This is a genomic window from Mycobacterium sp., assembly GCF_035499775.1.
Taxonomy (GTDB): Bacteria; Actinomycetota; Actinomycetes; order Mycobacteriales; family Mycobacteriaceae; genus Mycobacterium.
In genome coordinates this window covers 16,792-29,260 of record NZ_DATJYB010000441.1, presented here as the reverse complement: position 1 = coordinate 29,260, position 12,469 = coordinate 16,792, and the positions used below count along the sequence as shown (strand labels likewise).

11 protein-coding genes, 1 tRNA gene and 1 pseudogene are annotated in these 12,469 nt (G+C 66.9%); 11 read left to right on the top strand and 2 right to left on the bottom strand.

Translation table 11 applies throughout. The features are described 5' to 3' along the window. Positions 1-2,454 (bottom strand): DEAD/DEAH box helicase (locus VML93_RS27265; protein WP_325615367.1); only part of this gene is annotated, 2,454 nt, incomplete at its 3' end. Positions 2,455-2,574: 120 nt separating this feature from the next. Here VML93_RS27265 and lysA point away from each other — a divergent pair. Then, the gene (gene lysA, locus VML93_RS27260) at positions 2,575-3,924 is read left to right on the top strand and encodes a diaminopimelate decarboxylase (RefSeq protein ID WP_325615366.1); all 1,350 of its coding nucleotides are present in this window, start codon (positions 2,575-2,577) and stop codon (positions 3,922-3,924) included. A gap of 104 nt (positions 3,925-4,028) precedes the next feature. Here lysA and VML93_RS27255 read toward each other — a convergent pair whose 3' ends face one another. Then, complete coding sequence (locus VML93_RS27255) at positions 4,029-4,625, bottom strand: TetR/AcrR family transcriptional regulator (protein ID WP_325615372.1); 597 nt, start codon at positions 4,623-4,625, stop codon at positions 4,029-4,031. A gap of 184 nt (positions 4,626-4,809) precedes the next feature. Between VML93_RS27255 and VML93_RS27250 the strand changes: the two genes are divergently transcribed. From VML93_RS27250 to VML93_RS27205, 10 genes and pseudogenes are all read left to right on the top strand, one after another. Continuing rightward, positions 4,810-4,881: transfer RNA gene (locus VML93_RS27250), tRNA-Gln, on the top strand. A gap of 19 nt (positions 4,882-4,900) precedes the next feature. Further along, positions 4,901-6,364, top strand: coding sequence for a bifunctional UDP-N-acetylglucosamine diphosphorylase/glucosamine-1-phosphate N-acetyltransferase GlmU (gene glmU, locus VML93_RS27245; protein WP_325615365.1), 1,464 nt, complete (start codon positions 4,901-4,903; stop codon positions 6,362-6,364). A gap of 82 nt (positions 6,365-6,446) precedes the next feature. Beyond that, a complete protein-coding gene (locus VML93_RS27240) occupies positions 6,447-7,427 on the top strand; it encodes a ribose-phosphate diphosphokinase (protein WP_325615371.1) in 981 nt (326 codons plus the stop codon). Beyond that, positions 7,428-7,775, top strand: a complete 348-nt coding sequence (gene arsC / locus VML93_RS27235; protein ID WP_325615364.1) for an arsenate reductase (glutaredoxin) — start codon at positions 7,428-7,430, stop codon at positions 7,773-7,775. Further along, positions 7,772-8,419, top strand: a complete 648-nt coding sequence (locus VML93_RS27230) for an LpqN/LpqT family lipoprotein (RefSeq protein ID WP_325615363.1) — start codon at positions 7,772-7,774, stop codon at positions 8,417-8,419. The genes arsC and VML93_RS27230 overlap by 4 nt, the downstream gene beginning before the upstream one ends. A gap of 341 nt (positions 8,420-8,760) precedes the next feature. Beyond that, entirely contained in the window at positions 8,761-9,117 is a 357-nt protein-coding gene (locus VML93_RS27225; RefSeq protein WP_325615362.1) for a type II toxin-antitoxin system Phd/YefM family antitoxin, read from the top strand. A 31-nt stretch (positions 9,118-9,148) separates the two neighbouring features. Continuing rightward, positions 9,149-9,784 carry a zeta toxin family protein gene (locus VML93_RS27220; RefSeq protein ID WP_325615361.1) on the top strand — a complete coding sequence of 212 codons (636 nt, stop codon included), beginning with the start codon at positions 9,149-9,151 and terminating at the stop codon, positions 9,782-9,784. 132 nt (positions 9,785-9,916) lie between these two features. Then, entirely contained in the window at positions 9,917-10,702 is a 786-nt protein-coding gene (locus tag VML93_RS27215; RefSeq protein ID WP_325615360.1) for a class I SAM-dependent methyltransferase, read from the top strand. A gap of 231 nt (positions 10,703-10,933) precedes the next feature. Beyond that, positions 10,934-11,515 carry a TetR-like C-terminal domain-containing protein gene (locus VML93_RS27210; RefSeq protein ID WP_325615359.1) on the top strand — a complete coding sequence of 194 codons (582 nt, stop codon included), beginning with the start codon at positions 10,934-10,936 and terminating at the stop codon, positions 11,513-11,515. Positions 11,516-11,737: 222 nt separating this feature from the next. Then, positions 11,738-12,455, top strand: a pseudogene (locus VML93_RS27205) (adenosylcobinamide amidohydrolase). The last annotated feature ends 14 nt before the right edge of the window (positions 12,456-12,469 follow it).

Sequence of the window (12,469 nt, the reverse complement as noted above, 5' to 3'; positions counted from 1 at the left end):
CATCGTCGACAGCTCGCGGATTCCCGTGATCGACATTTCCAGCGTCCGCGGGATCGGGGTCGCGCTCATGGTGAGCACGTCCACCGCGGTGCGCATCTGCTTGAGGAACTCCTTGTGCTCGACGCCGAAGCGCTGCTCCTCGTCGACCACGACCAGGCCCAGGTCCTTCCAGCGCACACCGGTCTGCAGCAGCCGGTGCGTGCCGATCACGACGTCGACCGACCCGTCGGCCATGCCGTCGATCACGGCGCGGGACTCCGTCGGGTCGGTGAACCGGGACAGCCCCTTGACGACCACCGGGAAGCCGGCCATCCGCTCGCGGAACGTCTCCAGATGCTGGTCGGCCAACAGCGTGGTGGGCACCAGCACGGCGACCTGTTTGCCGTCCTGTACCGCCTTGAACGCCGCCCGCACCGCGATCTCGGTCTTGCCGTAGCCGACGTCGCCGCAGATCACCCGGTCCATCGGCACCGGCTTTTCCATGTCGCCCTTGACCTCGGTGATGGCGGTGAGTTGATCCATGGTCTCGGTGAAGGCGAACGCGTCCTCCATCTCGGCCTGCCACGGTGTGTCCGGCCCGAACGGGTGGCCGGCGCTGGCCTGCCGTTTGGCGTACAGGGCGACCAGCTCGCCGGCGATCTCGCGCACCGCGCGACGGGCCTTGGTCTTGGTGTTGGCCCAATCGCTGCCGCCGAGCCGGCTGAGCGCGGGCGCCTGTCCGCCGACATACCGGGACAGCTGATCCAGCGAATCCATCGGCACGTACAGCTTGTCGGACCCGCCGCCGCGTCGGGCCGTTGCGTATTCCAAGACCAGGTACTCGCGCCTCGCGCCACCGACGGTGCGTTCGACCATCTCCACGAAGCGCCCGATGCCGTGCTGGTCGTGCACCACCAGGTCGCCGGCGGTGAGCGCCAGCGGGTCGACGGTGTTGCGCCGCTTGGCCGCCAGCCGCTTGCCGTCGACGTTGGTGGCCCGGCTGCCGGTCAGGTCGGTCTCGGTGATGATCACCAGCTCGGCGCCCGGGATCAGCACGCCGTCGTGCAGCGGGCCCTTGAGCACGCCAACTATCCCTTTCTGGGGTGCTGCGCCGGATTCCAGCATGGCGGCGGGGGTGTCGCACTCGGCCAGTCGCTCCACGACGCGATGCGCCGTTCCGGTGCCGGGCGCCACCACCGCGGCGTAGCCGCCGGTCGAGACGTGGGCGCGAAGCATCGCGAAGATGGCGTCGATGTCGTGCTGATGCCCACGAGCCGATGGCGCAGCCCGGATGTCCAGTTCCGTCGCCGACTCGTCGGACAGCTGGCTCAGCGTCCACCACGGATGATCCGAGCGCCGCGCCGCAGCTTCTACCTGGTCCAACTCGGCAAAACCCGAGCCGCCCAGCTGACCGGCGTCGACCGGCGCGTCACTCCCCAAGGCGGCGACCGACCACGACGCCTCCAGGAATTCGCGGCCCGTCTTGATCAGGTCGGCGGCGCGGGCGCGCACCTTTTCCGGGTCGCACACCAGCACCGGCGTGCCGTCGGCCAGCTGATCGGTCAGCAGCGCGTGATCGTCATCGCGAAGCACCGTGAGCAGCGCTTCCATGCCGTCGACCGGGATGCCCTCGCTCAGCTTGGCGAGCATGTCGGTGAGGGTGCCGGTAATGGCGCCCTCATCAGCGGGGTGCCTTTCGGCCAGCTCGGCGGCCCGTGCCCGCACGTCGTCGGTGAGCAGCAGTTCCCGACACGCAACGGCGACCAGCGTGTCGATGGCGATCTCGGGGATGGAGCGCTGGTCGGCGACCGAGAACATCCGCATCTCACTGACCTCGTCACCCCAGAACTCGACGCGGACCGGGTGTTCGGCGGTCGGGGCGAAGATGTCCAGGATCCCGCCGCGCACGGCGAACTCGCCGCGCCGGCCGACCATGTCCACCCGGGTATAGGCCAGTTCGACCAGCCTGGCGATGACTTCCTCGAAGCCGATCTCCTGGCCGACGGTCAAAGTGACCGGTTCGACCAGGCCCAGCTGCGGGGTCATCGGCTGCAGCAGCGAACGCACCGGCGCCACCACCACCTGCAGGGCAGGACCCAGCCGGGTGTCGTCGGGATGGGCGAGCCGGCGCAGCACCATGAGGCGGTTGCCGACGGTGTCGATGCCCGGCGAGAGCCGTTCGTGCGGCAGCGTCTCCCAGGACGGGAACGCCACCACCGCGTCACCGAACACGCCGCGCAGTTCGGCGGTCAGGTCGTCAGCTTCGCGCCCGGTGGCGGTGACCACCAGCAGGGGTCCCTGCCGCGCCAGCGCACTGGCGACAAATAGGCGCGCGCTGGCCGGCCCGACCAGCGTCAATTCGTCGGGTCGATCGGAGGCGCGCGCGATGAGCTGGGTGAATGTCGGCGCGGTCAGCGCCAATTCGACGAGCCCCGCGATCGGGGTATCTGGGCTAGCAGCCCCCGGTGCGGTCATGATGCACCCCATTCTAAGTGGCCCAAAAACGGCGCCGAAGACCGTCAATATTGAGCCCGGCGGCGTCAAGGAACCGCAAGGAATGCGGCTCGCGGTCCCCGCCGAGCGCAGGTTGGAAGCATGACATTGCTGGACATGTTGCCTTCCATCGGCAAGGCCGCTCCGCGGCGGTTCGACCCCGCGATCTGGCCCATTACTGCCTGCTCCGACGAGGAGGGCCGGCTCTGCCTCGGCGACGTGCCGCTCACCGACATCGCCGACGAGTTCGGCACCCCGACCTATGTGATCGACGAAACCGACTTCCGGCACCGCGCCCGCCGCTACCGCAAGGTTCTGCGCTCCGCCCAGGGTTTTGAGGTGGTGTACGCCGGCAAGTCGCTGCTGACCACCGCGGTGGCGCGCTGGGCCCACGAGGAAGGGCTCGGCATCGACGTCTGCTCGCCCGGCGAACTGGCTATCGCCCTGGCCGGTGGCATGGATCCGGCCCGCATCATCATGCACGGCAACGCGAAATCACCCGAGGAGCTGCGGGACGCGGTGAGCGTCGGCGTCGGGCGCATCGTGGTCGACTCGAACGTCGAGATCGCCTACCTCGCCGGTCTCGCGCGGCAGCGCCAGAAGGTGCTCGTGCGGGTGACCCCCGACGTCGACATTCACGGCCATCGTGCGGTGACCACCGGCATCAGCGACCAGAAGTTCGGGTTCACGCTCGACGGTGACCACGCCGCCGACGCCGTCGACCGCGTGTTGGCGCACCCGATCCTCGACCTGATCGGACTGCACTGCCACATCGGCTCGCAGGTCACCGACGCGGCGCTGTACGGCGAAACGATTCACCGGATGATCGCCGCGATGGCCGACGTCCGCGCGAAGCACGGCGTGATCCTCACCGAGCTGAACATCGGTGGTGGTCACGGGATCGCCTACCTCCCCGGTGACGCGTCGCTTGACCTCGAGCAGCTGGCCGCCGTGATCGAGGACGCTGTGGACGAGGCCTGCGCCGCCGAGCATTTCCCCCGGCCGGCCGTCGTGGTCGAACCCGGTCGCGGCATCAGCGGCCGGGCCGGCGTCACCCTGTACCGGGTGCGGTCGGTCAAGACCCGGCCGGGTGGGCGCACGTTCATCTCTGTGGACGGCGGCATGAGCGACAACCCGCGCGTCGCGCTCTACGGCGCGCAATACACGGTCGCGCTGGCGAACCGGCACGCCCTCGGCGTCAAGCAGGTCGTCACCGTGGCGGGCCGGCACTGTGAAGCCGGGGACGAGATCGCCCGCGATATCGAGCTGCCGGCCGACGTGCATCCCGGCGACCTGCTGGCCGTCGCATGCACCGGGTCCTATCACCACAGCATGGCGTCGAACTACAACATGGTCGGCCGGCCGCCGCTGGTGTCGGTCAAGGACGGCCGCGTCCGGCAGCTGGTGCGCCGCGAGACGACCGCTGACCTGCTGGCCCGCGACTGCGGGTAGTGGCGATCGTGAGCGCGGCGTAGCCGGGCGACGCGGGTCGCCACCATCGGGTAGTGGCGATCGTGAGCGCGGTGTAGCCGGGCGACGCGGGTCGCCACCATCGGCTACTCGTCGTCCTGCAGCTGGGGATCGGGTTCCAGGTGGGTCAGACCGTTCCACATCAGGTTGACCAGGTGCGCGGCGACGACTTCCTTCTTGGGCTCACGCGTGTCGAGCCACCACTGCGCCGTCATCGACACCGAACCCACCAGAGCCTGCGCGTACAGCGGAGCCAGGCCCGGGTCCAAGCCACGACGGGCGAAGTCGCCGGCGAGAATCGAGGCGACCTGGCTGACGGCGTCGTTGAGCAGGCTGGAGTAGGTGCCCGAGCTGATCGAGGCCGGCGAGTCGCGGATCATGATCCGGAAGCCGTCGGTACGCTCTTCGACGTAGGTGAGCAGCGCCAGCGCGACCCGCTCGACACGCACCCGGGACCGGTTGTTCGTCAGCGACGACGTGATGCCGTCCAGCAGCGCCGACATCTCCCGGTCGACGACGACGGCGTACAGGCCCTCTTTGCCGCCGAAGTGTTCGTAGACGACCGGCTTGGACACGTTGGCCCGCTGCGCGATCTCCTCGATCGACGTCCCGTCGTAGCCGCGTTCGGCAAACAAGGAGCGCGCGATGCCGATGAGTTGGTGTCGGCGCTCGCTGCCGGTCATCCTGGCGCGCGGCGCTCGCACTTCTTTCTCAGGAGCTGCCACGTCATCAGGGTATCGGTTGGCGTGACGGACTTCTGCCTGTTCAAGCCGACCAAAGCGCATGCATTTCCCCCACGTTCGATGCGCCCTGCCGCGGTCAGACTAAAGTCTTGATGGCGCGGGCCCGCCCGCTCTTGAAAGGCAATCCGTCGTGGTGTAATCGGCAGCACCTCTGATTTTGGTTCAGATAGTTCAGGTTCGAGTCCTGGCGACGGAGCCCCGAATGAGGAGAGTCGATGACGTTTCGTGGTGACACCGCGGTCCTGGTGTTGGCGGCCGGGCCCGGCACCCGAATGCGATCGGATACTCCCAAAGTGCTGCACAGCCTCGGCGGGCGCAGCATGCTGTCTCATTCGCTGCATGCGATGACCAAGCTGGCACCCCAGCACCTGGTGGTGGTGCTGGGTCACGAGCACCAGCGGATCTCCCCGCTGGTCGACGAGTTGGCTGACACCCTCGGGCGCACCATCGACGTCGCGCTGCAGGACCGGCCACTGGGCACCGGGCACGCCGTGCTGTGCGGCCTGTCGGCGTTGCCCGACGACTACGCCGGGATCGTCGTCGTCACCGCGGGCGACACTCCGCTGCTGGACGCCGACACCCTGGCCGATGTGATCGCCACCCACACATCGACGTCAGCAGCCGTGACCGTGCTGACCACGACGCTCAGCGATCCGCACGGCTACGGGCGCATCCTGCGCACCCAGGACAACGAAGTGATGGCGATCGTCGAGCAGACCGACGCCACACCCTCGCAGCGGGAGATCCGCGAGGTCAACACCGGGGTCTACGCCTTCGACATCGCCGCGCTGCGGTCCGCGCTGAGCCGGCTGAGCTCCAACAATGCCCAGCAGGAGCTCTACCTGACCGACGTCATCGCCATCCTGCGCCGCGACGGCCAGACTGTCAGCGCTCGCCATATCGACGACAGCGCGCTGGTGGCCGGGGTCAACAACCGCGTTCAGCTGGCCCAGCTGGGCGCCGAGCTCAACCGCCGGATTGTCGCCGCGCACCAGTTGGCCGGAGTCACGGTCATCGATCCGGCCACCACCTGGATCGACGTCGATGTGACGATCGGCCGCGACACCGTCCTCCACCCCGGCACCCAGCTGCTCGGCCGTACCCAGGTCGGCGGCGGCTGTGTCGTCGGCCCGGACACCACGCTGACCGACGTCACAGTGGGCGACGGCGCGTCGGTCGTCCGCACCCACGGCAGCGAGTCCACGATCGGTGACGGCGCAGTGGTCGGGCCCTTCACCTACCTGCGGCCCGGAACCACGCTGGGAGGCGATGGCAAGCTGGGCGCGTTCGTCGAGACCAAGAACTCCAGCATCGGCGCCGGCACCAAGGTGCCGCACCTGACCTACGTCGGCGACGCCGACATCGGCGAACACAGCAATATCGGCGCATCCAGCGTGTTCGTCAACTACGACGGCACGACCAAGTCGCGGACCACCATCGGCTCGCACGTCCGGACCGGGTCAGACACCATGTTCGTGGCGCCGGTGACCGTCGGCGACGGCGCCTATACCGGGGCGGGCACGGTGATCCGCGAGGACGTACCGCCGGGAGCGCTGGCGGTGTCGGCGGGCCCGCAACGGAACATCGAGAACTGGGTGCAGCGCAAGCGGCCGGGGACGGCAGCCGCCGAGGCGGCCGAGCGGGCCGCCCAGACGCCCGAAGCCGGCACGGCGCCGTGAATTTACTAGCCGGTAACCACTACGTACGATGGGGGCGCATTCGACCACCAATCTCGACTCCCGATACGGCGAGGGCAGCACGTTGAGCCACGACTGGACCGATAACCGCAAAAACCTGATGCTCTTCTCCGGCCGCGCTCACCCCGAGCTGGCCGAGCAGGTAGCCAAGGAACTGGATGTCCATGTAACCGCGCAGACGGCGCGGGAGTTCGCCAACGGCGAGATCTTCGTGCGCTTCCACGAATCGGTGCGCGGATGTGACGCGTTCGTCCTGCAGTCGAACCCGGCGCCGGTGAACAACTGGCTGATGGAACAGCTGATCATGATCGACGCCCTCAAGCGGGGCAGCGCCAAGCGGATCACCGCGGTCATGCCGTTCTATCCCTACGCCCGCCAGGACAAGAAGCATCGCGGCCGCGAACCGATTTCGGCGCGGCTGGTTGCCGACCTGCTCAAGACCGCGGGTGCCGACCGGATCGTGACCGTCGACCTGCACACCGACCAGATCCAGGGTTTCTTCGACGGACCCGTCGACCACATGCGCGGGCAGAACCTGCTGACCGGCTACATCCGGGACAACTACCCCGACGGCAACATGGTCGTGGTCTCCCCTGACTCCGGCCGGGTGCGCATCGCCGAGAAGTGGGCCGACGCGTTGGGCGGCGTGCCGCTGGCCTTCATTCACAAAACCCGTGACCCGCGGGTGCCGAACCAGGTGGTGTCCAACCGCGTGGTCGGCGAGGTGGCCGGGCGGACTTGTGTGCTGATCGACGACATGATCGACACCGGCGGCACCATCGCCGGTGCGGTGAAGCTGCTGCGGGACGACGGCGCCGCCGACGTGATCATCGCCGCCACCCACGGCGTGTTGTCCGATCCGGCCGCTGAGCGGTTGGCCTCGTGTGGCGCGCGCGAGGTGATCGTGACGAACACGTTGCCGATCGGCGAGGAGAAGCGCTTCCCTCAGTTGACGGTTTTGTCGATTGCCCCGTTGTTGGCCAGCACCATTCGTGCTGTTTTCGAAAACGGCTCAGTCACAGGGCTTTTCGACGGAGACGCGTAGATGGGCTCTGGCTCCGTCATTTACCACAACCCGAAGTGCAGCACCTCGCGTAAGACGCTGGACTTGTTGCGGGACAACGGTATTGAGCCAACGGTCGTCCAGTATCTGAAGACGCCGCCGACGCGGGCCGAGCTGGTGCGCATGATCCGCGACGCCGGCATCGACGTGCGGACCGCGGTGCGCAAGCGCGAGTCGCTGTATGCCGAACTGGGGCTGGCCGACGCGAGCGACGACGAGTTGCTCGACGCCATGGCCGAACACCCCATCCTCATCGAACGACCGTTTGTCGTCACACCGAAAGGCACTCGCCTGGCCCGGCCGATCGACACGGTCCGCGAGATTCTGTGAAGCGCTTTGCGGTCGCTGTCGCGATCGTCGCATTGGCGGCCGTGGCATGCGGACCGAAATCCGCTGACTTCCATTCGATTTTGTCGACGACCACCGTTGCCGCCACTTCTACGACCGCCCCCAGTGCCAAGCCGGTTCCCCTGTCGCAGTACCTGGAAAGCATCGGCGTCACCGGACAGCAGGTGGCACCGGACGACCTGAAGGATCTGACCGTGTCCATCCCGACACCGCCGGACTGGTCGCGGGCCAGCAATCCGAAGATCGCGCCGCAGACCGTGATGTTGTCCAAGGGCGGCAAGTTTCCGACGGCTCGGCTGGTGGTGTTCCGGCTACGCGGGGACTTCGACCCTGCCCAGGTCATCAAACACGGCAATGACGACGCTCAGCTGTTCGAGAACTTCAAGCAGCTCAATGTCTCGATGGCGGACTACAACGGATTTCCGTCGTCGATGATCGAGGGCAGCTACGACCTCGACGACACCCGGCTGCACAGTTGGAACCGGATCGTCCTCCCGACCGGCTCGCCGCCCGACAAGCAGCGATTCCTGGTCCAGCTCACCATCACCAGCCTGGCCAGCGAGACGGTCAACCAGTCGTCGGATATCGAGGCGATCATCCACGGATTCGTGGTGGCGGCAAAGTAGCGCGAGCAGACATAAAAGCACCCGCACACCCGGTGTCGGGCGCTTTTAAGCTCGCCACCTAGTGGCGGCAGCAACACAGTGTCGCCCCCACGTTTGGGTCCACCGACTACACACGCTGCTCAGGTTTGACCTGGATTACGAACATCTAGCGGGCGGTGTGGGCGAAGAATAAGGTCGCGTTATCCGTGGTCGCCAACTCGACGCATCGACCGCCGGATCAGCCGGGCCGCGCCTTCGGGGGTTTCGGGTCGTCCGCGCCGGGACAGCACGAAATGTCCTATTCGCACAAAATAGACAAAAGGGCTACCGTAGCGGTGTTGACGACGAACGAGGAGAGCGCCATGTCCACGGTCCCGTTCCGCAACCGCGACGGCAAGCTGGTCGACGTACCCGTGGTCACCGCCAGCCGCCTCAAAAACGAGTTCGGCACGGTCTTTGAGCAGGCCGCACGCAACGGGGCTGTGGTGATCACCAAGCACGACATCCCCCGCGCGGTGCTGCTGTCGTATGCCGAGTTCGAGGCGTTGACCGCATCGGCCACCCCGGCACTCGACGACCTCAGTGAGCGCTTCGACACGCTGTTGGCCACCATGCAGACACCGAAAGCCAAAGCCGGAGTCGCAGCGGCCTTCGAAGCCACACCCGAAGAACTCGGCGCCGCGGCGGTGAAGGCGGCCCGCACCGCGCGACCGCGGTGATCGGGCGAGGCCCGCGGTTCGCACAGCACTGATGTCAGCGCAGATACACGTACTGGCGGGCGTCAACGGCGCCGGCAAGAGCAGCATCATCGGCGCGACCATCCGCGCCAAGGGCGGTGAGTACTACAACCCCGACGAAGCCGCACGCCAGATCAGGGCGGCCAACCCCGCACTAGGCCAGACCGACGCCAACGCGGCGGGCTGGGAACTGGGCCGGCGGCTGGTGCAACGGGCGATTGATCAAGGCCTGGATTTCACCTTCGAGACCACCCTGGGCGGCAACACGATGCCCGGCCTGCTGGCCCATGCGGCCACGCGTGGCATCGAGGTCCATGTCTTCTACGTGGGACTCGACAGCGCCGAGACCCACATCGAGCGGGTGCGACAACGGGTCCGCGGCGGCGGCCATGACATTCCCGAAGCCGATATCCGCCGTCGCTACCGCCACAGCCTGATCAATCTCGTGACACTGCTGCCGGTGCTGACTGAGCTACGGGTGTATGACAACTCTGCCAGTGCCGATCCCGCGACCGGGCAGGCACCGCAGCCGGTCTTGGTGCTGCACATGCAGCGCGGCCACATCGTCGGGCCGTCCGATCTGACCTTCACCCCGGGGTGGGCCAAGCCCATTGTCGCGGCAGCGCTGGAGCGCACACAACGGCCCTAACCGGTACGCATCGCTCCAGCCGGAATTATCGGTACCTAGGATGGTCACGAAAGCTGTTGGGATACAACGCAATTACGGACGTTGCAGCCAACGACGACGGATACACGTTTATCCGGCTAGCATCAGCAGATCATGGACGCCGAGCAGCTGCCCGATCACGTGCGCGCCAACCGCGAGGCCTGGGATAGTTTCGCCAAGGACTATGTGGCGAATGGACGTGCCAACTGGTCGGCCACCGAGATCGAATGGGGCATCTGGGACATCCCGGAGGCTGAACTGCGGCTGCTGCCCGAGAATCTGAGCGGACAGGATGTGGTGGAGCTGGGCTGCGGTACAGCCTATGTTTCGGCCTGGCTGGCGCGGCGCGGCGCGCATCCGGTCGGCATCGACAACTCGCCCGCACAGCTGCAGACTGCCCGGCAATTACAACGGGAGTTCGGCCTGGAGTTTCCGCTGCACCTTGGCAACGCCGAGGCGACACCGTTCGCCGACGCGAGTTTCGATGGCGCGGTCAGCGAGTACGGCGCGGCGCTGTGGGCCGACCCCTACGCCTGGATACCGGAGGCCGCGCGCATACTGCGCCCTGGTGGGTGGCTCATGTTTCTGACAAACGCCTCCCTGCTGACGTTATGCATCCCCTACACCGACGTCGTCGTGCCGGCCGGGCCTGCCGGCACCACCCTGCAGCGACCTTACTTCGGGATGCACCGGACCAAGTGGGACGACGACGGCTCCGTAGAGTTCCACCTGCCGCACGGCGAATGGATCCGCCTGCTGCGACAGCACGGCTTCGACGTCGAGCGCCTGGTCGAGCTGCAGGCGGGCGAGGACACCACCCGGCCCAGCGAGCTCGCCTCAGCCGAGTGGGCCCGGAAATGGCCGACCGAGGAAGTCTGGTTCGCGCGAAAGCGCTTCTAACTCGCGAGGCCACTGCGATTCGTTGCCCGTAGGATGCTCAAACTCCACCGCATTGTTCGGTTGATGCACGCGCGGCACCGGTCCGGCGTCGTAGGGTCCGCACCTCAGGAAGCGGCCAATTATTCGCATCGCTCAGACGTTGCGGATCAGCTGGCGAGTGCCCCGATTACCGACCGCACACGGTTTTTCGTTAGTGTTCCTGTTTCCGGTCTAAGGCGTTTGGGGGACGGGATGTCAGTTTCTGCGGATGGTGCACTGCCTGCCGAGTTTCGCGAGCGCGTACTCGCGGCGGCCTTTGACGAGCTAACCCGTTGGGGTATTGACCGTTTCAGTATTTTGGCGCTCGCCGATCGGCATCGGCTCGACCCGGCGGCGATTCGGCGGCAATGGGGAGATGAGGAGCACCTGATTCTCGATTTGCTTCTGCATCAAAATGCGGGGCTGACACCACCCGACATGGGCTCGCTGCGCACCGACCTACTGGCGCTGGCGATGGGGATGGCTCGGTATATTGATTCCGAGGTCGGGCGCAGTCTCCAGGTCACCCACCTGATTGGCAATCCGGGCCTACCGACCGCCCAGATCCGACGGGCACTGTGGAAGGCGCGCGCAGATCGACTGCGTGGCGTGTTTGACCGCGCCCGCCAACGCGGCGAGCTACTCGCAGAGGTCGACGCCGAAACGGCACTGGAATTATTGTTCGCGCCGATCAATATGCGTGCACTGTTCACCGGCGAGCCGGTCGACGACGATTACTGTCGGACCATTGCCGAATTGGTGTGGCGCGCAGTCACTCCCGATAAGTCGAGTTAGACACCGACGACCAACTCCGTCGCCGTCGTAATGCCCGCCGGCTCCGATGGAAAACCATGGAATTCCTTTGCCGTAGCTGGCATCTCAACCGGCGCCGCCACACCGCTGTTCGTCTTTCCCGGAACCCTGCAAGTCGAGGTCCTTGTTGGATCTTGACCACGATTTCAACACGGCACCACCTGCACGGGCGGATGAGACCGTGCTCCCAGGTTGACCGCGCGGATGGAACAAACTCGGTCGCTCCCGGCCCTTGTCTGGCAATTCGCCGCGCCTCGACTGTGCATCTCGTCAGGACCGCTCGGCGGCGGCATCGGCGCCCAGGACTGGGTGGTCAACGCAACGGTCCCCCTCGACTACGGCCGGACGGACCCGGACCGCCACCTGACTGAGATTGGGAGCGCGCTCGACCTCGTCGGCACCGGCTGTGGGCTGCTCACTGCAGTCGACGTGACCGGGCACCACTTGGCCGCCGACAGCGGCGTGCATGCTGCCGCAACCGCCGGGCTTTCCAGTCCGGCTTGGGCGGCCGCGCCGGACGGGCACTTCCGCCGCGAGTTGCCCTCCCGCGCCCGAACGACCGCGTTCGCCGACTACCAGGCCGTCGAGTACCGACCGCTCACCGCCGCTGACGAGTATCGGGTGGGCACGATCAACATCGTGGTGGCGGTGCCGGTGCGGCTGTCCGAGGAGGCCCTCGTCAACGCCGTGGCCACCGCAACCGAGGCGAAAGTGCAGGGCGTTGTATGAGACCGGGGTACGGGCCACCGGGACCGCCTCGGACGCGATCGTCGTGCACTGCCCCACGGACGGCACTCCGGAGACATACGGTGGGCCCCGCTCGGCGTTCGGCGCCCGAATCGCACGAGCGGTGCACGCGGCCGTCCTTGCCGGCGCCCGGTCCTGGATTTCAGGGCACCCCGAGCGGCGCTCCGAGTTGTGAACGTGAAAACTCCG

Excerpts from the sequence above, each read along its gene's own strand:
- VML93_RS27220 (WP_325615361.1), top strand. The coding sequence starts at position 9,149 with ATGTCAGCGCAGATACACGTACTGGCGGGCGTCAACGGCGCCGGCAAG.
- arsC (WP_325615364.1), top strand. The coding sequence starts at position 7,428 with ATGGGCTCTGGCTCCGTCATTTACCACAACCCGAAGTGCAGCACCTCG.
- lysA (WP_325615366.1), top strand. The coding sequence starts at position 2,575 with ATGACATTGCTGGACATGTTGCCTTCCATCGGCAAGGCCGCTCCGCGG.
- VML93_RS27210 (WP_325615359.1), top strand. The coding sequence starts at position 10,934 with ATGTCAGTTTCTGCGGATGGTGCACTGCCTGCCGAGTTTCGCGAGCGC.
- VML93_RS27255 (WP_325615372.1), bottom strand. The coding sequence starts at position 4,625 with ATGACCGGCAGCGAGCGCCGACACCAACTCATCGGCATCGCGCGCTCC.
- VML93_RS27215 (WP_325615360.1), top strand. The coding sequence starts at position 9,917 with ATGGACGCCGAGCAGCTGCCCGATCACGTGCGCGCCAACCGCGAGGCC.
- glmU (WP_325615365.1), top strand. The coding sequence starts at position 4,901 with ATGACGTTTCGTGGTGACACCGCGGTCCTGGTGTTGGCGGCCGGGCCC.
- VML93_RS27225 (WP_325615362.1), top strand. The coding sequence starts at position 8,761 with ATGTCCACGGTCCCGTTCCGCAACCGCGACGGCAAGCTGGTCGACGTA.